The organism is Herbiconiux sp. (genome assembly GCF_023264855.1).
In the GTDB taxonomy this organism is placed as follows: domain Bacteria; phylum Actinomycetota; class Actinomycetes; order Actinomycetales; family Microbacteriaceae; genus Herbiconiux.
Window position 1 is genome coordinate 1 of the sequence record NZ_JAHFUW010000048.1, and the last position, 24,841, is coordinate 24,841.

The 24,841-nt window shown below is 69.3% G+C and carries 12 protein-coding genes and 1 pseudogene; 8 read left to right on the forward strand and 5 right to left on the reverse strand.

Annotated features, from left to right (window positions below):
- The 7 genes and pseudogenes from Q0D75_RS16620 to Q0D75_RS16650 form a co-directional block, all read left to right on the forward strand.
- Nucleotides 1-698: pseudogene (locus tag Q0D75_RS16620) on the forward strand (hypothetical protein); the annotation flags it as partial.
- Nucleotides 695-1,504 carry a hypothetical protein gene (locus tag Q0D75_RS16625; protein WP_291055916.1) on the forward strand — a complete coding sequence of 270 codons (810 nt, stop codon included), beginning with the start codon at nt 695-697 and terminating at the stop codon, nt 1,502-1,504. The pseudogene Q0D75_RS16620 and the gene Q0D75_RS16625, both read left to right, overlap by 4 nt.
- 83 nt (nt 1,505-1,587) lie before the next feature.
- Complete coding sequence (locus Q0D75_RS16630; protein WP_291055919.1) at nt 1,588-6,069, forward strand: FtsK/SpoIIIE domain-containing protein; 4,482 nt, start codon at nt 1,588-1,590, stop codon at nt 6,067-6,069.
- A 151-nt stretch (nt 6,070-6,220) separates the two neighbouring features.
- A complete protein-coding gene (locus tag Q0D75_RS16635) occupies nt 6,221-6,487 on the forward strand; it encodes a WXG100 family type VII secretion target (RefSeq protein WP_291055922.1) in 267 nt (88 codons plus the stop codon).
- A gap of 192 nt (nt 6,488-6,679) precedes the next feature.
- Nucleotides 6,680-7,720 (forward strand): hypothetical protein, encoded by a 1,041-nt coding sequence (locus tag Q0D75_RS16640; RefSeq protein WP_291055925.1) that lies wholly within the window; start codon nt 6,680-6,682, stop codon nt 7,718-7,720.
- A gap of 79 nt (nt 7,721-7,799) precedes the next feature.
- Nucleotides 7,800-8,303: an LpqN/LpqT family lipoprotein gene (locus Q0D75_RS16645; RefSeq protein ID WP_291055928.1), complete on the forward strand. Its 504-nt coding sequence runs from the start codon at nt 7,800-7,802 to the stop codon at nt 8,301-8,303.
- Nucleotides 8,303-8,827 carry a hypothetical protein gene (locus Q0D75_RS16650; RefSeq protein WP_291055931.1) on the forward strand — a complete coding sequence of 175 codons (525 nt, stop codon included), beginning with the start codon at nt 8,303-8,305 and terminating at the stop codon, nt 8,825-8,827. Before Q0D75_RS16645 ends, Q0D75_RS16650 begins: the two co-directional genes overlap by 1 nt.
- 1,838 nt (nt 8,828-10,665) lie before the next feature.
- Here Q0D75_RS16650 and Q0D75_RS16655 read toward each other — a convergent pair.
- From Q0D75_RS16655 to Q0D75_RS16665, 3 genes are all read right to left on the reverse strand, one after another.
- Nucleotides 10,666-17,736 carry a PA14 domain-containing protein gene (locus tag Q0D75_RS16655; RefSeq protein ID WP_291055934.1) on the reverse strand — a complete coding sequence of 2,357 codons (7,071 nt, stop codon included), beginning with the start codon at nt 17,734-17,736 and terminating at the stop codon, nt 10,666-10,668.
- 160 nt (nt 17,737-17,896) lie between these two features.
- Nucleotides 17,897-18,478: a hypothetical protein gene (locus Q0D75_RS16660; RefSeq protein WP_291055937.1), complete on the reverse strand. Its 582-nt coding sequence runs from the start codon at nt 18,476-18,478 to the stop codon at nt 17,897-17,899.
- A 253-nt stretch (nt 18,479-18,731) separates the two neighbouring features.
- Nucleotides 18,732-19,652, reverse strand: coding sequence for a hypothetical protein (locus Q0D75_RS16665; RefSeq protein WP_291055940.1), 921 nt, complete (start codon nt 19,650-19,652; stop codon nt 18,732-18,734).
- 236 nt (nt 19,653-19,888) lie between these two features.
- Between Q0D75_RS16665 and Q0D75_RS16670 the strand changes: the two genes are divergently transcribed.
- Entirely contained in the window at nt 19,889-21,673 is a 1,785-nt protein-coding gene (locus Q0D75_RS16670) for an MDR family MFS transporter (RefSeq protein WP_291055972.1), read from the forward strand.
- Nucleotides 21,674-21,978: 305 nt separating this feature from the next.
- Here the strand turns inward: Q0D75_RS16670 and Q0D75_RS16675 are convergent, their stop codons facing one another.
- Both Q0D75_RS16675 and Q0D75_RS16680 read right to left on the reverse strand, forming a co-directional pair.
- On the reverse strand, nt 21,979-23,364 hold the full coding sequence (locus Q0D75_RS16675) for an LLM class flavin-dependent oxidoreductase (RefSeq protein WP_291055941.1): 1,386 nt from the start codon (nt 23,362-23,364) through the stop codon (nt 21,979-21,981).
- Nucleotides 23,361-24,797 (reverse strand): aminotransferase class I/II-fold pyridoxal phosphate-dependent enzyme, encoded by a 1,437-nt coding sequence (locus Q0D75_RS16680; protein WP_291055943.1) that lies wholly within the window; start codon nt 24,795-24,797, stop codon nt 23,361-23,363. Before Q0D75_RS16680 ends, Q0D75_RS16675 begins: the two co-directional genes overlap by 4 nt.
- Nucleotides 24,798-24,841: the final 44 nt, after the last annotated feature.

A 24,841-nucleotide genomic window follows, 5' to 3' on the forward strand; every position in this document is an offset into this window, starting at 1 on the left:
GGGGTGCACCGCCGGTCGCACCGGCCCGGGCAGGCGCGGCGTCCGCTCCCCCGGCCGAAGAGCACACCGTCATCCGCGGGGCCGCTCCCGCTGCTGTCGCCGGGGGTTCCCGCCCGGGCGGGGCGAGCCCGGTCGCCGGCTCCGGCAGCGCATCCGGCACCGGCGCAGCATCCGGCACCCGCTACGGCCGCCGCGGCTTCGACGAGCCGGCCCTCGAAGAGACGCTGCACCGCGACTCCGCAGCCGCCCTCGTCGACGGCGAGCCCGAGGCCCGCCGCTCGCGCAAACTCCCCTACATCCTCGGCGCGATCGGCCTGGTGCTGGTGCTCGGCATCGGCGGCATCGTGTTCGCCCTGAACGGCGGCATCAGCCCGGCCTCCGACGACATCGCGGTCACCGACAAGCCGGTCGACCCGATCAAGGTCGAGGACGCGGTCGTGCCGGCACCCGTCGGTGTCAGCGGCACCGCCTCGGCCGAAGGCGTGGTCTTCACCTGGACGAACCCCGATCCGCAGCCCGGCGACCGCTACATCTGGAACCCGGTCGTGACCGGCGCCGAGGAGGCCCAGGCGACGAGGGTCGACGGAAGCACCGTCACCGTGCCGCTCGCCGACGGGCAGAGCCAGGTGTGCATCGACGTGGTGCTCTTGCGCAGCAACGGCAAGGGCTCCGAACCGACGACGGGATGTGGCCCATGACGCCCGATACCAGCAATGACAGCACCGGCCCCGGCACCGGCACCTCGATCGACGAGAGCACCATCCCGCCGGGGGCCGCCACGACGCGCCCGCACTCCGACGCCAGCGTGGAGTTCTGCGGCGAGTGGTTCACCCTCGACCGCGAGAAGCCCTTCGAGATCGGTCGCGAGGCCGACCTCGACATCGACGACAACCAGTACCTGCATCGGCGCTTCCTGCAGATCTCGAACGTCGACGGCATGTGGTGGCTCTCGAACGTGGGCTCCCGGCTCTCCGCGACGGTCTCGGATGCCAGCCGCACCATGCAGGCCTGGCTCGCCCCGGGCGCGCGCATGCCGATCGTGTTCGGCCTCACCACGGTCGTCTTCACGGCGGGCCCCACGAGCTACGAGTTCACCGTGCACACCAGCACGCCCACGTTCGTCGACTCGAGCCCGGTGCCCTCGGGCAGCGGCGCGACCACCGTCGGCGCCGTCACCTTCACCGCCTCGCAGAAGCTGCTCATCCTGGCCCTCGCCGAGCCCATGCTGAAGCGCGAGGGCACCGGCACGAGCGAGATCCCCTCGTCGCAGATCGCGGCGGAGCGGCTCGGCTGGGCGCTCAGCCGCTTCAACCGCAAGCTCGACAACGTGTGCGACAAGCTCAGCCGCACCGGCGTCGACGGGCTGCGCGGCGGGGTCGGCGCGCTGGCCACCAACCGGCGGGCACGGCTGGTGGAGTACGCCGTGCTCTCGCGGCTGGTCACCAAGGCCGACCTTCCCCTTCTCGACCAGCCCCACGACGACCCCGCGAACGACGAGCGGTAGCACCGGCACCGCCGGCGCATCCCGCGACCCGACCCCGCAACCCAGGCAACCCCAGCAACAGGACAGGTATCAGGTACTGACGGATGCGCATCAAGGCAAGCCTCCGCCGCCCGGGCGGCAGCACCAGCAAGCTGCAGATCACGGCCGACGCCACGGCGAGCGTCGCCGACATCGCCGAGGCCATCTACGTGGCCGACCCGCAGCGCGGCGAGGCCGTGGCACCGGCCGGCCTCACCCTGCAGGTGACCGGCTCGGGCGGGGAGCCGCGCGCGCTCGATCCCTCGTCGAACCTGCTCGACGCCGGGGTTCGCTCGGGATCGGTGCTCGAGATCGTGCGCCACAGCGAGGGCTTCACCTCGTCGAGCCAGGGGCCGGCAGCGGCGACGCTGCGGGTGCTCAGCGGTCCGGATGCCGGGGCCGAGTACCCGCTGCCGTTCGGCTCGAGCTACATCGGCCGCGAGCGCGGCATCGACGTGCGCCTCTCCGACGGGCTGATCTCCAAGCGGCACGCCCGCATCAACATCGGCGAGCACGTCGAGATCATCGACATGAACTCGGCCAACGGCCTGCTGATGGGCGGCGAGCAGGTCGCCCGCACGACGCTCTCCTCGGCCGACGTGGTGGTGCTCGGCGACACCGCGATCTGCATCGTGCCGCTGCAGCGACTCGGCGGCGCGGCGCCCTCCACCCCCGTGATCGAGTTCAACCGCTCGCCGCGCGTGGTCGCCCGCTACCCCGGCGGGCAGTTCCCGGCGCCGGTGCCGCCCAAGCAGCCGCAGGGCGTGCGCTTCCCGTTCGTGGCGCTGGTCGCGCCGCTGCTGATGGGCCCGATCCTGTTCCTGGCCACCGGATCGGCGCTCAGCCTCATCTTCATCGCGCTCAGCCCGATCATCATGATCGGCACCTGGGCCGACAACAAGATCCAGACCCGGCGCCAGCTGCGGGATGCGATCAAGAACTTCAACAAGGCACTCGAGGCCTTCGTGGCCTCGATGCACGAGAAGCAGCGCATCCAGCGGGCGGTGCGGCTCACCGAGGCACCGGCGGTCGCGGCCACGGTCGACGCCGTGCAGCGGCTGGGTCAGCTGCTCTGGACGCACCGGCCCGAGCACACCGCCTTCCTCACCGCGCGCCTCGGCCTCGGCACCGGCATCAGCCGCGACACGGTGCAGCTGCCCACCTCCAACGACGCCCTGCCCGAGTACTGGGTGCAGATCGAAGAGGTCGCCGACCGGTTCTCGCGCATCGACGGGGTGCCGATCGTGGTGGAGCTGCAGAAGGCCGGCGCGCTCGGCATCGCCGGGCCCTCGGCATCCGGGACCGAGAGCGGAGCACAGGCCGACGGCGGCCGCCACGGCGTCGCCCGCGCGGTCGTGACCCAGTTCGTGGGCCTGCACTCCCCCTCCGAGCTCGTCGTCTGCGCGCTCGCCTCGCCTACCTCCCGCACCACCTGGGAGTGGCTCGAGTGGCTGCCGCACACCAGCTCGCCGCACAGCCCGCTCGCAGGCGATCACCTGGCCGACAACCCGGGAAGCGGATCCGCTCTGCTCGCCCGCATCGAAGAGCTCATCAACTCCCGGGTGGCGGGCGCGCCCAGCCCGCGCGGTGCGATCGACACCTCGCGTCCCGACTCCGACGACACGCCCCGCCCGATCACCCCCGCCGTGCTGTTCATCGTGGAGGACGACGCCCCCGTCGATCGCGGCCGCCTCACCCGCATCATCGAGCGGGGAGCGGATGCGAACGTGCACGTGCTCTGGTCGGCCCCCTCGATCGGCCATCTGCCCGCCGCCTGCCGCAGCTTCATCAGTGTGGAACAGGATGCGCAGGGAGCCACCGCCGGTCAGGTGCGGCTCGGCGAGCACACCTTCCCACTCGCCTGCGAGACTGTCGACGCCGAGACCGCGCACCGGCTGGCCCGGCAGCTCGCCCCTGTGGTGGATGTCGGGGCGCCCGTCGACGACGAGTCCGACCTGCCGCGATCCGTCTCCTACCTGGCCGTGGCCGGCACCGACCTGGCCGAGGTGCCGGAGGCCGTGATCGATCGCTGGCGCGAGAGCAACTCGATCGCCGACCGCTCCGGCGCCCCGCACGTGCGCCGCAAGAAGGAGGGTTCGCTGCGCGCCCTCGTGGGCCACACCGGCACCGAGCCGTTCTACCTCGACATCCGCAACCAGGGCCCGCACGCCCTGGTCGGCGGCACCACGGGCGCCGGCAAGTCGGAGTTCCTGCAGAGTTGGGTGCTCGGCATGGCCGCAGCGCACAGCCCCGACCGCGCCACCTTCCTGTTCATCGACTACAAGGGCGGGGCGGCCTTCGCCGACTGCGTCGCGCTGCCGCACACGGTGGGCCTGGTCACCGACCTCTCGCCGCACCTCGTGCGCCGGGCGCTCACCTCGCTGCGGGCCGAGCTGCGCTACCGCGAGCACCTGCTGAACCGCAAGAAGGCCAAAGACCTCGTCTCGCTCGAGAAGACCGGCGACCCCGAGACCCCGCCGAGCCTCTTGATCGTGGTCGACGAGTTCGCCGCCCTCGTGCAGGAGGTGCCGGAGTTCGTCGACGGCGTCGTCGACGTGGCCCAGCGCGGCCGCTCGCTCGGCCTGCACCTCATCCTCGCCACCCAGCGCCCGGCCGGCGTGATCAAGGACAACCTGCGCGCCAACACCAACCTGCGCATCGCGCTCCGGATGGCCGACGCCGACGACTCCAGCGACATCCTGGGCACCCCGATGGCCGCCTATTTCCCCCAGTCGATCCCGGGCCGTGGAGCGGCGAAGACCGGTCCCGGCCGGCTCGCCGCGTTCCAGACCGCCTACGCCGGCGGCTGGACGACCGACGAGCCGCCGCGCCCGCCGATCGACCTCACCGAGATGGACTTCGGGTCCGGCGCCGCCTGGGAGGTGCCCGAGGTCGAGGCGCCCGAGCTCACCGACCCGGGGCCGACCGACATCGCCCGGCTGGTGTCGAGCATCCGCACGGCCGCCTCGATGGCCTCGATCCCGGAGCCGCGCAAGCCATGGCTCGACGAGCTCGCCGCCGTGTACGACTTCTCGCTGCTGCCGAACCCCAGAACCGACGAGCGGCTGCTGCTGGGCGTGATCGACGACCCGGCCTCGCAGTCGCAGCCCACCGTGTTCTACGAACCCGACCGCGACGGCAACATGGCCGTGTACGGCACCGGCGGCTCGGGCAAGAGCGCGACGCTGCGCACCATCGCGGTGTCGGCGGCGGTCACGCCCCGCGGCGGGCCCGTGCACGTGTACGGCATCGACTTCGGCTCGGCGGGGCTCTCGATGCTCGAAGAGCTTCCGCACGTGGGCGCCATCATCTCGGGCGACGACGAGGAGCGGGTCATCCGCCTGCTCCGGATGCTGCGCGACCTGGTCGACGACCGCTCGATCCGCTACTCCGCCGTGCGCGCCGGCTCGATCGGCGAGTACCGCACGATCGCTTCGGCACCGCAGGAGCCGCGCATCCTGGTGCTCGTCGACGGCATCGGCGCGTTCCGCGAGCAGTACGAGTTCGGCGGGCACTCCGCCTGGTTCACCACGTTCTCGCAGATCGCCACCGACGGCCGCCAGGTGGGCGTGCACATCGTGATCGCCGGCGACCGGCCGAACTCGGTGCCGGCCTCGCTCGGCTCCACGATCCAGCGCCGCCTGGTGCTGCGGATGGCGAACATCGACGACTACTCGCTGGTGAACGCGCCCAAAGACACGCTCTCCCCCACCTCCCCTCCCGGGCGCGGCGTGATGGAGGGCAACGAGGTGCAGATCGCCGTGCTCGGCGCCGACGCGAACGTGGCCGTGCAGGCGCGCGAGATCGCGAAACTCGCCGAGGCGATGACCCGGCAGGGCGTGTCGCGGGCGGAGCCGATCCGTACTCTCGCCGATGCCATCCCGCTCGGTGACTTGCCTTCGACGGTGTCGGCCGGAGGCGTGCCGCTTCCGGTCGTCGGCGTGCGCGACGACTCGCTCGCGCCGCTCGGCATCGCCCCGCGCGGTGCGCTGCTGGTGGCCGGATCCGCCGGCAGCGGGCGCTCGACGGCCCTCGCGACCCTGGCGACCGCTCTGCGGCGGGCCGACCCGGGCATCCGTCTGGTGCACATCTCGCCGCGCCGCACCTCGCTCACGCCGCTGCCGCTGTGGTCGCTGTCGATGTCGGACCCGGCGCAGATCAGCGCCTTCGCCGACGACATGAGCGCGCAGCTCGACGCCGAGACACTGAAGCCCTCGCAGTTCGCCGTGTTCGTCGAGAACGTGGGCGAGCTGAACGGGTCGCCGGCCGAGGCCGACGTCGACCGCATCGTGAAGCGGGCGCTGCGCGAGGAGGTGTTCGTGATCGGCGAGAGCGAATCGTCCACCTGGTCGGCCGCATGGACGCTCGCGGGGCCGTTCAAGAACTCCAAGCGGGGGCTCCTGCTCGTGCCGGGCGACCTCGACGGCGACAGCCTGCTCGGCACCGGGCTCGGCCGCTTCAAGCGCGCGGATCTGCCGCCTGGCCGGGGCTTCTTCGTGCAGGGCGGGCGCGTGGTGAAGCTGCAGGTGGCGACGCCGGATGAGTGATTCGGGTGCCTTCGACGGGTCATGGGGAGTCATGGGGAGTTCTCCCCATCGACGTTCGTCGAGTAGCTGAATAGTGTCTTTCTTGTGAGCAGCACTCACAGGAAGTAGCGGAACCGGACAGCCCGGACCGCGGAACGAAAGGGAGAACATCATGGCCGTATGGGGTCTCGACGTCGAGCAGGTTCAGCAGCTCTCGAAGCAGCTCAACACGCAGTCGCAGCAGGTTCAGCAGATTCTGACCACGCTCACCAGCGCTCTGCAGAGCGTTCAGTGGACCGGTCCTGACGCGGAGAACTTCCGCAGCGAGTGGAACGGCACCCACACCGCCGCTCTGAAGCAGGTCATCGCCGCTCTCGAAGACGCGTCGCAGAAGGCCGCGAAGAACGCTTCCGACCAGGAAGCCACCTCGAACGCGTAGTTCGATCCGGCGGGAGCCCCTTCACCGGGGCTCCCGCCTTTCTTGTCTCATCTGACTTTCCGGGCCTCTTCGGCTCGTCTGGCTTTCGTGCTTTGAGAGGGTGTCATGGCTGGTGGTTTCTACGGAGCTGATGTCGAACAGCTCCGGCAACTGGCGAAGCAATTCGACGGTGCCGCGGAGAAGTTGAACACGGTGACCTCCTCCCTCACCACGAGCGTCAACAATGCGCCGGCCTGGCAGGGTCCGGATGCGTCGACCTTCCGCTCCGACTGGAACGGCACGCACACGGCCTCCCTGAAGGCCGCCGTGGCCGCACTGCAGAAGGGCGGCGAGGGGCTGGTCAAGAACGCCGAGGAGCAGGATGCGTCCTCGACCGATGGCGGGGCGTTCGGCGGCGGGGCTGGCGCTGGCGCTGGCGGATCCGGGGGATCCGGATCGGGCGGTTCGGGATCCGGCGGCTCCGGGTCGGGCGGTTCCGGTTCCGGTGGCGGGGGTGGCGGCTCGACCGGCAACGGTTCGTCCGGTGGCGGGGGTGGCGGCGGAGGCGGCGGCAACGACGACGGCACCTACTCCAACGCCGACGCGCACGGCTTCGAATCCTCCTCGCACGCCGAGGCCGGGACGGAGACGGGTCCCGCCTCCGCCGAGGCGAAGGCATCCGCCGGGTGGCAGTGGGGCGCGGGCGCCGAGGCGCGTGCGGGCTTCGAGAACGACTACGCGGCCGGCGAGGCGGGAGCCGACGCCTTCGTGGGCGTCGACACCAATGCCGATGCGAGCGCGGGCATCAGCCTCGACGGCGCCGAGGCCAGTGCCTCCGCCGACGCCTTCGTGGGCGGCAAGGCGAGCGCCGATGCCAGCATCGACGTGCTCGGTGGCCTGGGCGGTGCCGATGTGAGCGCCAACGCGATGGCCGGCGCCGAGGCGCAGGTCAATGCCGGCGCCACGATCGGTCCGGACGGCATCGGTGCGAACGCCGGCTTCGACGGCTTCGCGGGCGCCAAGGCCGGGGTCGACGGCAGCGTCGACCTGCTCGGCGTCACCGCGGGCGGTGGGGCCGAGGTCTATGCCGGAATCGGTGCTCACGCGAATGTCGATGCCGACATCTCCTACAAAGACGTCGACCTGTCCTTCGACGTCGGTGCGGCACTCGGCATCGGCGGCGGCGTCAAGTTCGACGTCTCCTTCAGCCCCAAGGATGCCGTGGACTCGGTCGCCGGCATCTTCGGACTCTGACCCCGGGCATCCTGAGCATTCCCTCCCTGGCCCGTACCCTGCGCTTCTGACCTCCACCACTTTCTGAAAGGCTGGAATCATGTCCCACACCCTCACCTTCCCCGGCGACTCGGCCCCCACGTTCCCGTCGATCGCGCTCACGCTGCCCGACGACTGGCACGCGCTCTCGGTGAGCGGCGCCGTGCTGGCGGCCGGCAAGACGGTGCCGGCGGGCGAGTTCCGCCCGAACATCGTCGTCGCGATCTCGCGCTTCGGCGACGACTACACGCTGCAGACGGCGATCGACGCGGTCATCGCCCGTGTCGAGTCGATCGAGGGCGTGGTCGAACTCAGCCGTGAGAGCACGCCGCTGCTCGGGCGAGAGGGCTTCCGCATCGAGTTCAGCTACCCGGATGCGCGGGTCGGCACCCTGATGCAGGCCCTGCGGATCACCGTGGTCGAGAACGGCCCGGTCGTCGACCTGGTGCAGGTGACGGCCACCACCACGGGCATTCAGGCGAAGGAGCTGTGGGGTGAGATCCGCGAGATCCAGTCGAGCGCGACCTCCGACTCCGTCTCTGCTGCCTCGACGGCCGGAGCCTGATGTCCGACGCCACCGGCACCCCCGCCTCCCCCGCTTCCGTTCCTGATGCGCAGGCGCGGGTGCTGGCGCTGAACAGCCCCGAGCTCCCCTTCGTCTATGAGGCGACGCCCGACGGCATCCGTGCCACCTGGAAGTACGCCGACGTGAAGTGGGCGGCCCTCGCAGCGGCCGGCACGATCAGTGCCACCTACGAGCTGCGGGTCACCCTCGATCCCTCGGATGCCACCTGGACCTTCGACGAGACCGAAGACACCTCGGGCCTCACGGTCACGGGCGATCGCGACGGCAGCATCGGCCTGAGCGGAAGCGCCTCGACCTTCAAGGGCCGCCAGAAGAAGGTCTCGTTCCAGTTCGGCGTCGGCACCGCGGCCTCCACCACCGACCGCCAGGGCACCCACGAGGGCCACCTCTACGGCTACTCCTTCACCACCGACGAACTCAAGCAGCCCCTCATCGACGCCCTCACGGCTGCCGGCTGGTCCGCCCGCCGCCGCGGTTTCTTCGGCAAACTCTTCGGCGGCTGACCCGCCCGTCCCGCGCCGCGCCCTCCGTCCCCGCAGGCGATGCCCGCCAAGCACCGCCCTACCGAACGGATGGAGTTCCACCGCTCCTGACGCAACGGATGGACGCCCGATCCATCGAGCCACGTTTTATCCATCCACCAGCCGTCACGCCGGACGGCTTTTCCCCGCGGCCAGCTCGTATCCGGCACCGCAAAAAGTGCTCTCGGACCGATCACGGCTGTGACGCGGCGGAGCTGAACCCACGGCTGATCATTCGCCGCTGCAAACTGGGTGCGTACCCGAATCGCCTTTGCGGGCGATGTCTCATTAAAGCGTCCCTGACCGCTGCTCACTCCGCATGTCCCGCAGAAGCTCCACTGCCTCAGCGATCTGCTTGTCACCAACGGGGAAAGATCCAAATGGGAAACGACCGACGATTGGGGCTGCGAAACGCAACATCTGGCCCTCTACCTCTGCGAGGATTCCGACAGCGGGCAGGGAATTGAAGCCGTTCGCCGCATAAGCGGGCTGTATGTCGTGCACTGATTCCCAAGGCAGCCACAACTCGAGTGTCAATTGAGTTCTACCCGAGTAGATCGCGATTCCCAGAACGTTCGCTGTCAGTGTGAGCCCCCACGGAACCCGATGGCCGGTTCCTCGGACACGTTGAATCTCCGCCAGCATGACTTCTGTCCTCATCGTCGACCTAACAAACGGCCAGCACTCTGCCGCGGTTTTCGCGCGCCACCTCCAGCCACCCGCAATCGCTAGCCCAGCAGAGATCAGCAACATGATGGGAACTACCGAGAAGAACATACAGGCCGCAAGAATCCAAGCCCCGCGGGCGTCGCCATCGAACGTTTCTGAGCGCAAGAACGCAAGCGCCACGAAGCTGAGGCTCGCCACAGAAGCCGCAGCGGCGCTAGCCCAAAACCCTCGATTTAGGTTCACCTGGCGACGCCCCTACTCACGAGACCCGACCACAGGTGGTGCCGCAGTCTTGGCGTTTGCCGTCGAGGTCGAACATATTCATGGGTCGCTGTAGGCGCTGGTGCTGCCACCAAGCCAGGCGCGATCGAAGGAGTCGAGCTTTGTGTAGCCGGCTGGAACGGCGTCGACGCGTTCGCAACCCACCACCGGCTCACTCTCCGTTCGGCCGCGACAGCCCTGGACGTCATGCGCGTCACCGAAGCCCACCGCCTCCGCGGCCTGTACCCCTGACCCGTCGAGCGCGAGGCCTGAGTTGCTGCCAGAAATCACGGCCATGACCGGCCGAGCGTTCCTACGCCGCCTGCCATCGGCAAGATCTGATCAGGGGCGAGCACCTCACCTTTTCGAGTAGGCGGCACCGAGATTGGCACGTCCGCGTCTCGACATTTGCAATCAGCGGAGACGCATCTACATCGGTCGGCTACTTCAGTTTGAACTTGTTGTCGAGGCCCTCGTCCCGCGGGCGCACTTTGATCACCGACGAGATCACAAAGTGGAGGGCTAGCCCAACCAGGGCTCCGCCAATCATCGTCACTATGATCCACACGAGCACGTGTCACATCCTTGTCTTTCGTATTAGAAACTGGTGAAATTCGTAAATCGGTGAGTGATACTCGCCAGATCCCTAAGGCGAGTCCACGGAACAAGTGTCGAGTTCCTGAGCGGCCGGAAGACCGAGTGGAATAGAGCAGCCATCGCATTCAGATCGAGCCACGCGATGAGCTGAGGGATAGTCGCACCGTGCTTTCTCAGAAGCGGATATGCGAGTAGGCCCGCCAGCGCTCCGATGGGAACGAGAAACCAGATGTATAGCCCACGCAGCAGCAACCAGATGACGAGCGCTATCGGGTTTAGCTCAATTGCTTTGCTCAAAAGAAGCTCCCGACTATGCCTATGGGCGTGCTGAAGTCGGGCAGTACCCCGAATATGACGTCCGTATCCCAGTCAAGATGCGACTTCTCCACCATCGGGTCATTGAGCGCCTGGATCAGTTGGTCGGAACCGCGGACGATGCGCCCTGCGCCGGCGAGACACTTGTATAGGCCATATCCCTGCGACGGGACACCCACCACGACCCCGTAGATGGTGAAGTCCGCTACAGACCCGGCGAGCATCAGGCTGGCCCCGGATGCCATCGATGATGCTCCCAGAACAAAGTTGATGGTCGCCGCGAAGAACTTGTCATTTGGTCGGATCCGCGGCTTCGCCAGTTCGGAGTAGATCTGCGCCACCGCGCGGGTAGCAGCGGTCGATGCATGGATCTTTCCGGTCGACGGGCGGTTGGCGCCCTGACCGGCGGCCCAGTGGTTGTCGTACGGGCCCAGAGCGCGCTTGCCGTCGAGGTCGAACATGTTGATGGGGTCGTTGGGGTAGTTGTAGGCGCTGGTGTTTCCGCCGGCGACGGGGTCTTGGGCTAGGAAGCGGCCGAGCATGGCCGAGTACATTCGGGCGCCCATCTCGATCGTGGCGATAGTTCCGGCGTGCTCGTAGGACTTGGACTTGCCCCCTAGCCAGGCGGGGTCGAAGGAGCCCGGCTGGGTGTCGGGGATCGACTGGTTCGAGGTGGAGGAGCCGATCATCTTCGTGGTGAGGTCCATGGGCTGGCCGAAGGGGTCGTAGAGGTAGAGGCCCGTGCGGGTGCCTGTGGCATCGGCCGTGTAGGTGACATCGCCGTGCAAGTTCGGGTAGCACCAGACTCCGCCTGAGAGGTCGGCCTCGCGGGCGAGGGCGACACCGCCGGGGAGCGAGACGTTGACCTTCAGCACCTTGCCGCCTCCGTCCAGCACGAGAGAACCCGAATAGCGGGTGACCTGGGGCGCACCGATGGTGGGCGTCTCCGTGCGCTGCACGATCGAGCCGGCGACATCGCGCAGGTAGTCGATCGTCGTGACGATCGCCGTGCCCGAGCGGACCACTGTGCCGATGTGGCGGTCGGACGCGTCGTAGGTGAAGGTCTGGTCCCCCAGCTTCGTGACGTTTCCGTGGGCGTCGTAGACGATCGACGACGGGGGCAGGCTCTGCGCGTCACGCAGCAGACTCGCGGGCGCCGTGGCGGCTCCCGCGATCGCCTCGGCGGTCGACGTGAGACGGTCATCGGCGTCGTAGCAGTAGGCGGTCTTGTAGCTCAAGGCTCCACCGCCGAGCGGGACATCCGTCATCGCGGTGCGGTTGCCGTTCGCGGCCGCCTTCGTTCCGGTGCCGCAGGTGTTCGTGGGCGTGAAGCCGTAGGTGAGCTGGTGGCCCGGGATCGACGCCGCCGTCAGTCGGCCGACGCTGTCGAAGGTGTAGAGCGAGTCATAGACGTTCCGAGCGGTGTCTCCGATCGTGGTTTTCAGGATGCGGCCCGACTGCGAGCGCACCGAGTCATCGCCGACCGGCGTGGCCGCACCCGCGAACTGCCACTGCAGACCCGTGGCACGACCGGCCGCGTCGAAGCCGGCCGAGGCCAGCGACGTGCCGTTACCCGAATTGCCCGCGCCGGAGGGGTAGCTCACCGAGGCGAGCCTGCCCGCGGCATCGTAGGCGGGCGCCGCCAGCACGGTGGAGACACCCGAAGAAACCACGACATCGCTCACCGAGGTGACCTGCCCATCGAGGTTGTAGGCGTAGGCGAGCCGGTAGCCCGGACCGGCCGGCCGCGAGGTGGTGACCGTCGCGACCCGGCCCGCTGGATCGTAGGTCGTGGCGGTCGTGGTGCCCCAGACATCGACCGAGGAGACCGGCCGGCCGAGCAGGTCTTTGACGACCTCCGTGGTGCTGGTCGCATCCGTCACGCTCGAGACGAGCGTGTTCTGGAATGCGACCCCGCTGGCGCGCACGTCACGCCGCGAATAGCTGGAGGTGACCGTTCGGGCGGGGGCGCCGTTGTGCGACAGATCGGTGACCTTCGTGACCCGGCCCCGAGCGTCGTAGGTCGTGCACGAGGTTCCCGAATCGCTCGTGCTCCTGCTCGCCACGGGCCGGCCGAGGAGGTCGTAGCCGAAGCTGGTCGCGATGGTCTGGCCGATCCCGACAGCGACGTCGGCGTTGGCCGAGCGACGCTCTCGGAGCGCACCGTACTGCGGCGTCGCAGACGGCAGACCGCAGGCGTCGACCGCCCCGACTCCCCCGAGGGTGTCGGATGCCCCGTAGTAGACGTTCTCGGTGGTCGGCGTCGCCGCACCCGAGGCGACCGCAGCCGGGGAGAAGGTCTGCAGCGGCCGGTTGTAGGCGTCGTACGTCGACCGCGAGCGCAGCGCGAACCCGCCCGGATCGGCGGTGGACGTGTCGGCCAGACCCAGCCAGGGGTTCGATCCGTACGACGTCGCCGTCGACAGCGACGTCACCTGCCCACTCGACACCCCGGAGACTCCGGCGGGCGCGCTGTCGTCGGTGACCGTGCCCGTGGTCAGCCCGTAGTCGGGCCGCAGCCACGACCCGGGAACGGGCGCCATCGTTCCGCTGCCGCCGCTGCCCGCCACCCAGGCGAGTTTCAGCACGGCAGTGCTCGAATCGTCGACGTACTCGAGCTTGATGGGCACCGTCAGCCGATTCGCCGCGACGTCGATGGTCACCTTGTTCGTCGAATGCTCACTGCCGATCACGAAGTTGTCGATCACGAGATTGCGATCGAGCCAGAGCTTCATGCCGTCGTCGACGGAACCCTGCAGCGTGTACGTGCCGGCAGCCGGGAAGGTGATCGTGCCCGTGAGTCGCAGGCTCCAGCCGTCGGCGTTGACCCCGGGGAGAGGTGACGCGGTGCCCCAGTTGGTGAAGACCGCCCCGTCCGAGCTCGCCGTGGCCGAGCCCGCACCGATCCCCAGCGCGTACGCCACCGGCGCACCGGCGAGGCCACGCGTGTTGTAGTAGGTGGCGTGCAGGCCGACCGGACCGGCGTCGTAGCTCGTGGTCGAGTGCGCGACCGTGATCGGGCATCCGGCAACCGGTCGCCGATCCGGTCCGAAACAGGAAGCCGGCGCGGGACCGTACGACTCGACCAGGCGGTCGACGGCGTTGTAGATGTTCGTGGTCGTGAAGCCCGCCGCATCCGTCGCCGCGAGCACCAGGTCTTTCTGCGGGTCCCAGACCTGCGTGGTGGTCCGGCCGAGCGCCGTGATGTCGGCGACCGCCCGCAGGCCCGGGTCGAAGAGCACCTTGCGAGCGTGATTGTCGGTGGCCGTCGATCCTCGCGCGTCGACTCCGGTGGCGTCGATGTAGGTAAAGCCTCCAGTGGTGGTTCCGGATGCCGCATAGCCGTAGGTCTTGCGCAGGCGGGTCGACGTGGTGACGCCGTCGGTCGCCGGCATCGCAACCTCGACCACTCGGTCATCGACGGTACCGTCGGCGCGACCGGAGTCGTAGCTGATGATCGTCGCCGAGGCGAGCGTGAGCGGTCCTTCGCTCACGTTGGCGATCCAGTCGTTCGCCTGCGCATCCCGAATCATCATCAGACGCGCCTGGGAGTCGTAGCCGAACGCGCTCACCTGGTCGCCGGGGTCGATGATCTGCGCGATCTGGCCGGCCCCGTTGTAGGTGATGCGAGTGGTGTCGTTCGATCCGGGCACATGGCCCGGATAGACGATGCGGCAGAGCCGGTCGTCGGGTGCCGGGATGAATCCGGCGCCTGAGGGAGCGGGGCAGGCCTTGCCCGTCGAGGGATCGGCGTCGGCCGAGGTGAGCCCCGGGATGCTCGCGGCCAGATCGGATCCGTAGACGAAGCGCACCTCGCGGCTGTACGCCGGGGTGGCGGCGCCGTCGGACGAGAGCACGTCGGAGATGCGGTCGATCCGGCCGATGCCCTCTTTGTAGTCCCCCGTACCCCCGCGGTAGCTGATGCGCGGCGCGACCGGCCGCTTGAGATCGACGGCGCTCGACGTGGACACCACCGACCCCGCCGCGTTGAACACGTAGACGGTTCCGCCCTCGTCCGTGAAGGTCACGGTCTTCACCGCGGGATTCACGCTCGTGTCGAGGAACACGCTCACCGAGCCGTACTCCCCGCGCGGAGCGGTGTAGCTGTCGGCGCCCTGCTTGACGTAGGTGTGCACTTTTCCGCTGGCGTCGGTGAGGATGACCGCCGAGCTCGTGACCTCCGCGTGCGAGAAGGCTCCGGCCGCACCGGCGACCGCCGTGGACGCCGACCACCCCGTGGGCAGGATGTCGGGCGTGCGCGTGAACCAGTCGCCGGGCACGATCACTCGCGTCTCGTCGGCCGTGCCGGCCCGCTTGGCGTACAGCGTGAGGTGCGCGAGGCCGCCGTCTTCGCGGTAGTCGAGCACGAACGGAGCCGCCGCGGTGCTCGCGGCGATGGTGCTGCTCCACTCGAGCTTGTCGACCGCCCCACCCGTCCAGCGGTCGAGCACCATCGGTGAACCGACCCGGATGCGGTACCCGTCGTCGGCGACGGCGCCCAGTACCCAGTTGCCCGACTCGGGAAAGCGGATGAAGCCCTTCCAGCTCGCCAGGAAGCTGTCGGAGGGAACCCCGGATGCCGGCGATCCGCTCTTCCAGTCGGCCGTCGGGCTCGACTCCGTGCGCACCAGCACCGCCCCCTTCGACTTCGTGCTGAAGGTCTTGTCCCTCTGCACGCTGTCGTCGAAGTACGAGACCGTGAGGCCGGCGTTCGAGGGCTTCTGCGAGTTGTAGCTGAACGACATCCCCATCGGCCCACCCGCCGTCTGCACCATCGGCGAGGCGAAGTTCAGCGACAGATTGCCGTTGGCGAGGTTGACCGTCACCGGTCCGGCGGTGTCGCTCGGCGAGGGGCTGGCGGCACCGATCCGCAGATCCACCGTGAACGCATTCGTGTACACCGGCCCGTAGTCGCCCCGGTCGTCTTGCGTGGAGACGCTCCATCTGTACGAGCCTCCGTCTTGCAAGGTTCCTGTGGGCGGCGTCCAGCTGCTCGCGGTGATCCAGCCCGAGGTCGCCACGGATCCGGAGAGAGAGTCGTCGCCGGTGGCCACCCTGAACTGGTACTTCACGGGCGTTCCGAGCTGCGACAGCACCGACTTCACGCTGAGCGTCGGCGTGAGTGTCACCACCGTCGCCTTGTCGACCGGACTCCAGGTATCGTGCGGAGGCATCGCCGCGGCATCCGTCACGAAGGTCAGCACCGAGGTGTTCCGCTGCGTGCGGAAGCCGTTGGACCAGTCCCAGCCGTCTTTCACGTATTCCACCCAGTAGTACCGGGTGTTGGGGAGCAGAGCGTTGGGCGGCAGCGTGTAGTGCCCCTCACCGATCCAGCCGCTGTCGTAGCTCCAGCCGGCCAACGGATTCGGGTCGGTGCCGAGGTGGAAGGCGTACGCCAGGCCGGCTCCACCCGGATCGGTCTGCCCCGTGATCTGCAGAGTGGGATTCAGCTTCGTGCGCGCCTCGTCGTTCGGCGGCGAGGAGAGCGTTCCGGCCGTGGGAAAGTCTTTCCAGCTCACGCCCAGCACGGTCTCGAGGTGCTTATAGGTGAACACGCCGGGTGTCTCGTCGCCCGCGATCAGGAGGTAGTTACCCCGGGATCCGGCGCGCACCCACTCGCCGATCTTCGCCGAGATGCCGTTGCCGGTGGTGTTCCCGTCGGCCGAGCCCACGGTCATGACGTCGAGCAGATCGCCCGCGCCGGAGTAGTCGAAGGCCGTCGCCGTGTAGATCGCCGCTTGGTAGGGATCGAGTGCGCCGTCGCCGTAGGCGCCTTCGACGAACATCTGCGCCCCCAGCACCTGCTTGCCGAAGAACTGCTCGTAGTCGTAGTGCAGCACCGTTCGCCAGTAGCCGCCGTTGTTCGAGTTGCCGATCATCACGCCGGCATTGATGTTGGTGAGACCGTTGGACTTGTAGCTGTGGACGTCGTCGTCGTCGACCACCGCGATGAGGCTCGGATCGATCAGCACGGGGTAGGCCCGGGCTGGACTGTTCAACCAGTCGCGGTCGGCCGACACCGCCACGATCCAGTGCGCTCCGCGTCGCATCACCGTGGTTCGGGCGCCCGTCGAGGCGTCACCGCGTGCGGTGTCATCCGCCGAGCTGCTGTCGTAGACGACCGCCGGGGGCATCTGGAACACCGGCCCGCCCGCCGCATCCGTGAACAGCACCGAGCCGTTCGCGTCTTTCGCAAGTGTGAGCCCGGCGGCGTCGACCGTCCACGACCACGAGATCTCCTCCGGCCCCCCGCCGCCGCCTCGGCCCGGAGCCGCGTTCAGGCGCAGGTTCTCTTTCACGCCCCCGGTCGTCACGTCGTACACGAGGTCGGTGTTCTCGAGCACGCCGGGGTACTCGACGTGGCTGCGGGCATCCGCACCGCGCCCGGCCGAGCGGTCGATCCCACTGTCAGCGGCACCGTTCAGCCGCATCCCGACCTCGTGGGAACCGCTCGTCACCGAGAGCACGTGCTCGTCTCCGGCGTTCTCGGCGAAGACCGGGGCGAGCGGATGCTGCGACACCGCGCCACCCCCGATCCCCAGCCAGGCCAGCGGACCGGTGGCCTCGACCTCGGTGCGGATCGGCACCCAGTCGCCGTCGGCGTCTTCGATGTTGACCGGATCCGTCGAGGTCGTCGTGTACTTCGATCCGTCGTCGAGCAGGTAGGTCTGCCCGAAACGGTCGCGATCGATGACGTCGGCCTCGCTGAGCGTCGCGGGATCGACCGCAGCGGCCTCGCCCGGCGAACCGGCCGCACTCCCCTCGGGAGCGATGTCGCCGGGCGGCAGTGGTGCCGGCACCGGATCGTTGCCGAGCTCCGTGAAGTCTCCCTCCGGCAGCTCCGGTGCAGGTTCTGCCGACTCGGGAGACGAGGAGTACGGCGGCGCCGGGAGTTCGGAGACGTCGATCGGCGCCGACGTGGCATCCGGAACCGGATCGACCGCCTTGGCCGATGCCGTGACGGCGGTGCCGAGCACCAGAGCACCCACCAGGGCGAGCCCGATGAGGGAGGGGAGAACAGAAGCAGGGCAGCTGCGGAACGAGGGCACTCGCGACTCCAACGCGCGAGGAACGTCTCGCTGAACGCCGCTCCCCCGAGTGGTTCAGGGGGAATCTAACCCATCAGCAATCGTGAGGCAAGCTCAGATTAGAGGTTGTGGACAACCTCGTCCCGCTCGCCGCGTTCACCCCGGCGAGCGGGAGCGCGCCCTACGGAGTGGCGACCGTGGAAGCGCCCGTCCACGCCGAAAGCGTGTTGTCGACCGACTCGCCGACCGTGGTGGAGGGCACCGTGCAGGTGAACGACCACGTGGTCGCTTCGCCGACACCCTGCACGGGCGCGTCGCTCAGGCCGATCTCCACCAGCGCGACGAGCGATCCGCTGGGCGCGGGGATCTCTGCGTCGGTGTCGAAGGTGACGGTCGAGGTGCCGATGCCTGCCACGTTCGTGACCGATCCGGAGACGGAGCGGAAGACCACGCTGCCGGCGGCGAGTGACGCTCCGGCGGTCTGGACGAGCGTCATCGTGACGCTCTGGCCGGCGGGCACCGCTTCGGTGGACGAGCCGTTGAACATGTCGACCTCGGTGGGCCGGCGCAGGGTGATGGGGGTGCTGTCAGCGGCGGTTCCGACGACGGCGGCATCCTCGAATCCTCCCCACTGCACGTAGAGGTTGTTCACCGTGGAAGCGGCGGCGAAAGGTGTCGCAACGGCCAGCGCGACGACGGGAACCGACCAGGCGGCTCCGGCGAGGAGGGTACGGCGGTCGACGTTGAGGGTGTTCTCGTTCACGGATCTCCTATTACGTAAGGGGAGGCTCGGGTCGAACCCCCCGAATGCGGGGTGTCGCACATGCTTCGTAGCCAACCGCGCAATCGGATTGCCGCCAATGCCGCTCGCTCGCCCGAACGCACATTTCACCCTTGGCAGGCAGGAGGACCACCCGCCCTTCGCCCGCTCCTTCACCCTCGGCCTGACGCTCCTGACGCCCCCGATGCCCCATTCGGGTCGTCGCATCGCACCGACGACCCCGCAGCCTCCCGACTCAGTGCGAGACGAGCCGGAGCGCGGTGGCACGGTTCGCCCGCGCCACCGCCTCGGTCAGCAGGTTCGGGTCGAGCCCGCGGCCGGCCTCTCCGTCGGCCCCGCGCGGACGGCCCTCACCGGCCTCCTCGAGCAGCGCGAGAGCGAGCTCGGCGGCGAACACGTCCCCGGCTCCGATCAGCGCTTCCGGCGCGATCGGCCCCACGGCGTACGCCGGCACGTCCTGCCGGAACCGGCCTCGGTGCACGGATGCTCCGCGCGGGCCACGCGTGACCACGATCGCCACTCCGGGATGTGCGGCCGCCCATCCGTCGACCAGCCGATCGACGTCGGGCACGTCTTCGTCGCTGAGCACCGCGACGTCGAACAGCGCCATCAGCTCCGGCACCTCGGCGAAGACCCATGAGCGCACGGGCAGGTCTCCCCGGGCATCCGGAACCTCGCCGGCCTGACGGAGGTACCCCTGCAGCAGCACCATCCGCAGGGCACCGACCGGCACGGCACACACGTAGTCGGCCACGACGGAGACCGGCGGATCGGCCAGCAGCGGCGCGAACAGAAGGGCGTCCGCCACGCCGAGGGCCCGGCGCACCGCCTCGTCCGGGTGCGCGAGCCGCGCCGATCCGATCCGTCGCACCGACTGCCGGCGCCGCTCGCCCCGCACGTCGTTGACGAAGACGAGGGTGTGGTCGCCGCGGGCCGGCTCGAGCATGGCCAGCGGGCGAGTCGCCGCATCCTGGGCCTCCAGCGCGCCGAAATCACGCCCGTGCGGGGCCGCGACGCGCACCTCGACGCCGTTCGCCTCGAGCACCGGAGCCATGAAGGCGGCGGGCGAGCCGATCGCACGCACCGTCGCCGTCGCCGTGATGTTCTCGTCGATGCAGACGTGCCCGGCGATGACCACTCGGCGCAGGGACTCCATTGCACCAAGCCTAGGCGTGCAGGGCGGCGACGGGAGTCGAAGGCAGGTCAGCCTTGGTTGGTGATCGTTCTGCAGAGGGTGTAACTTTGCAGCCTGCGCAAATTTCGCGCCACCCCCCTGTCTTCCGCGTTCTGAGGATGCTCGTGTCTCGTTCCGAATCATCGTCCACCCGCCGCTCCAAGTCGGCCGACGCCTCGGCGGCCCGCCAGAAGGCCTTCGACGAGGCCGGCGGCAAGATGACCCACCGCCAGATCCTGTTCATCATCTTCGGCCTGATGGCGGGCATGTTCCTGGCATCGCTGGACCAGACCATCGTCGGCACCTCGATGCGCACCATCGGCGACGACCTCGACGGCATCTCGCTGCAGGCCTGGGTGACCACCGGCTACCTGATCATGTCGACCATCTCCACGCCGCTCTACGGCAAGCTCTCCGACATCTTCGGCCGTCGCCCGCTCTACATCATCGCGATCGCGATCTTCCTGATCGGCTCCCTGCTGGCCGGCCTCGCCACGAACATGTACGAGCTCGCGATCTTCCGCGCCATCCAGGGTCTCGGTGCCGGTGGCCTGATGTCGCTCGCGCTCACCGTGATGGGCGACATCCTCGCGCCCCGCGAGCGCGCCAAGTACCAGGGCTACTTCCTGGCCACCTTCGGCATCTCCAGCGTGATCGGCCCGCTGCTCGGCGGTCTGCTCTCGGGCGCCCCCGAGATCCTCGGCATCACCGGCTGGCGCTGGATCTTCCTGCTCAACCTGCCGATCGGCGCCGTCGCGATGGTGATCGTGCTGCTGTTCCTGCACATCCCGCACACCAAGCGCGCGGTGCGCATCGACTGGGGCGGAGTCGCCGCCATCATCCTCACCGTCGTGCCGATCCTGCTGGTGGCCGAGCAGGGGCGCGAGTGGGGCTGGGGCTCCGCCGGCGCCATCGCCTGCTACGTGATCGCCCCGATCGGCCTGATCGCCTTCATCCTGATCGAGCGCCGGATGGGCGACGACGCGATCATCCCGCTCAAGCTGTTCCGCTCGCCGACGTTTTCGATGGCCACCATCCTGGGCGTGCTGGTCGGTTTCGGCATGTTCGGCGCGATGATGACCATCCCGAACTACCTGCAGATCGCCGCCGGCGCCACGCCCACCGAGGCGGGCCTGATGATGATCCCGATGGTGCTCGGGCTGATGATCTCCTCGATCGTCTCCGGTCAGCTGATCTCGCGCACCGGGCGGTACAAGATGTTCCCGATCATCGGCACCGGCCTGCTCGTGGCGGCGTTCTTCTACATGACCTTCGTCTCGGCCGACAAGCCGATCTGGTACATGCTGCTCGGGATGCTCGTCATCGGCCTCGGACTCGGCCAGCTGATGCAGACCCTCACCATCGCCTCGCAGAACTCGGTGGGCCCGCGGGACATCGGTGTGGCCACCTCGTCGTCGACGTTCTTCCGGTCGATCGGCGGAACGCTGGGCACGGCCGTGGTGTTCTCGGTGCTGTTCTCGCGTCTCGGCGCGACCCTGCCGGCGGCGTTCACGAACCCGACGATCCTGGCCGGAGCGCAGACCGCGGCCGCCGATCCCGCGGTGCAGAGCGACCCGGCGAACGCGGCGATCCTGCAGATCCTCGGGAACGCGCAGACCGACCCGGCCTCGATCGGCGACGCGCTGAGCGGCGACACCTCGTTCCTGGTGGGCGCCGACTCGCGGCTCACGCTGCCCTTCGTCGACGCCTGGGCGAATGCCACCTCGACGGTGTTCTGGGTGTGCCTCGCGGTGGTGTCGGTGGCCTTCGTGCTCTCGTTCTTCCTCAAGGCGACGCCGCTGCGGGCGAAGTCGGCCCTCGAGGAGTCGGCCGACAACGCCGCCGCCGCGCAGGCGCGAGCCCACTCCGAAGCAGCAGACGACGCCGCGAACGACCCGGCCGTCCAGGCCCAGCTCGCCGCCGAGTCGGTCGGCGCGATGGTGCTCCCGGATGTCACCACCCGCAGCACCCCGGTGCAGCCCCCCGCAGGAGGCTCGCGCTAACCCCGTCGCGTCAGCGGATGCACTTTCGACGAGGACCGACGCCGTATACGGGGTCGGTCCTCGTTATTTCTGCATCCGCTGACCGAATGCGGCGCCCGCGCGACGGCCCGAAGTCTTGAGTCCACCGGCTCCAGCCGAAGGCGCCTGGACGAGCACACTCAGTCTCAGGGCCCACCCACTCGACCCAGGGTGAGGGCGTGGCCGCGACAGCGACCGCACCCGAACATGTCCCCTCGCGCCGGGCGGGGACCGGCGCGACCGCCAGAGGCCCCTCGCCGAAGGCGAGAGGTCTCTGGCGCAGCCAGTCAGAAGTCCCGCAGGTTCCCCCGCAAACCGCCATTCCCGTACTCGCGGCGGAGGATGCCGCGGCGGCGCAGGATGGGCACGAGGTCGCCGAGCATCCGGTACACGGTCGTGGGGTGGAAGTCGCCCGAGAAGATGAAGCCGTCGTTGTCGGCGTCGTCGCCGATCTCGGCGATGAAGTCGGCGATCTCGTCGGCGGTGCCGACGAATCCGCTGCGGTCGGAGAACCGGCCGAGGCGGGCCTTGGCGGTGAGGATCTCGCGCAGGGTCGCATCCGCGAAGCCGTCGAATGCGCCGAGCAGGCCCTTGATGCTGCCGCGCGACACGTGGTCGCCGAAGATCGCGGGGTCGATGGGCCGGTCGAGGTCGAGCTTCGTGAGGTCGGTCTCGAGGTCGCTGGACTGGCCGGCGGCGATCGCCAGCAGGGCCTCGTCGGAGGGGTGCGCGGAGGCCGCCACGATACGGTCGGCCTCCTCGGGGCTGGCCGCGACGATCGGCTTGAACACGAACAGGATGTCGATGTCGGCCGCCGTGCGCCCGTGCGCCTGCGCCGCCGCGAGCACCTTCTGGCGGTAGGCACGGATGGTGTCGGTGTCGAGCGAGGCCAGCGCGAGCTGCACCTGAGAGTTCGTGCCGGCGAAGTCGAGACCGCGCGGCGAGCCGCCGGGCGACACCACGATGGGGTCTCCGGATCGGGCCTCCGCCGAGGCCGCCGAGGCGCTCGCGCGGCCACCGACACCACCGCCACCGCTCAGCTCCCCGAACGGCAGCGCGTTCAAGGGCCCGTCGAACGTGAAGTGCTCGCCGCGGTGCCGCACGGGGTCGAGGTGGGTGCCGTCGGCGAAGTGACCGGTCGCGGCATCCGCGATGAGCGCATCCGTTCCCCAGCTGTGCCACAGCGCCTTCACCGCGCCGAGCCATTCCTCGGCCCGGTCGTAGGCGCCGTCGTGGTCGAGGGCGGGCACGCCGAAGTGACGCGAGCTGCCGACATCCGTCACCACGTTGATGCCGAAGCGGTGCGCGCTCAGGTGCTGCAGCGTGGCGAACTGCCGGGCCGCCTGGTACGGCGAGTAGGCCAGCGGATTCACCGTCGGCGCGATGCCGATGTGCTGCGTGACGTCGAAGAGGTAGGGCGCGAGCAGCAGCGGGTCGTGCTTCGGACCGCCGTAGGCACTGCGGATGCGCAGATCGAGGGTGTCGGCGTTGCCGAGCGAGAGCGCGTCTTCGATGATCACGAGGTCGAACCCGGCCTGCTCGAGCGCGCGCACCGACTGCTGGTAGAGCTCGGGCTCCTGCCAGCGGTGCCCCCAGTCCCAGCTCGGCTGCCCCCAGCCCTGCGGCCCGAAGCCGCGGGAGAGGAACCAGCCGAAGTGCTGGGGCCGGCTCACGCCTGGATCCCCGCGGCCTCTGCCCGCAGCGCGATGCCTTCCAGCTGCTCGCTCGTCTCAGCCGCCGCGACCTGATCGGCCGCGACGTGCCCCGCTGCTCGCACGGCCGCCAGCGCCTGCTCGAGGTCGGCGATCAGGTCGGCGGCGTCCTCGACGCCGATCGAGAGCCGGATCAGCCCGTCCCCGATGCCGCCCTCGGCCCGCTGCTCCGGAGTGCGCCCGGCGTGCGTGGTCGACGCGGGGTGCAGGACGAGCGAGCGCACGTCACCGAGGTGCGTCATGCGGGTGAACAGCTCGGCCGAGTCGATCAGCGTGCGCGCCGCCGCCGTGCCGCCGTGCACCGTGAACGCGAACACCGAGCCCTGACCGCGCGGCAGATACCGCGCCGCGAGCGCGCGCGAGGGGCTGGAGTCGAGCCCGGCATGGTCGACGGATGCCACCTCCGGCTGCTGTTCGAGCCAGCGCGCCACCTGGAGCGCGGAGGCCGACTGCCGGTCGACCCGCAGCGACAGCGTCTCGATGCCCTGCAGGATGAGGAACGCGTTCAGGGGCGAGGGCGTCGGTCCGAACCGCGCCACCACCACGTCACGAGTGAAGGCGAGGAACGCGGCCGGCCCGTGAACGGCCGCCAGGCTCTGCCCGCCGAGCGAGGCCACCGGGGAGTCCAGGTGCGGGAACCGCGCCGATCCGTCGGCCGCCGTCACCGACCAGTCGAACGCGTCGCCGCTCACGATCACGCCGCCGAGCACCGAGCCGTGCCCCGCGAGGAACTTCGACGCCGAGTGCACCACGATGTCGGCGCCGTGCTCGATCGGCCGCAGCAGGTAGGGCGTGGCGAAGGTGTTGTCGACGATCAGCGGGATGCCGTGCCGGTGCGCCACGTCGGCCACCAGCGCGATGTCGACGAGATCGTTCTTGGGGTTCGGGATCGACTCCACGAACAGCGCCTTGGTGTTCGGCCGGATGGCGAGCTCCCAGGCGAGCGGGTCGTTCGCGTCGAGCACGAAGTCGGTGCCGATGCCCAGGCGCCCCAAGTTCTCGGTGAACAGGCTGCGCGATCCCTCGTAGATGCTCGACGCCGAGACGAGGTGGTCGCCGGCCGAGGCGAGGCCGAGCACGGCCGAGGCCACCGCGGCCTGCCCGCTGCCGACCAGGATGGCGTGCGATCCGCCCTCGAGGGCGGCGATCCGCCGTTCGAGCGCCGAGTTCGTGGGGTTGCCGAGGCGGGTGTAGCTGAAGCCGTCGTCACCGCCGGTGAAACGGTCGTGCGCCTGGTCGAAGTCGTCGAACACGAAGCCCGCGGTGAGGTGGATGGGCGTGACCCGGGGGTTCGCGCCGCCCGGAACGTGCGGCTCGGCACCGGCGTGCACCTGCTCGGTGGCGAAGCCGCGGCGGGGCCGGGGATGCGGCTGTGCGGGGTCGTGAACGCTCATGGTCACCCAGGGTGCCACGCCCGCCTGGTCAGAGGGCCTTTTAC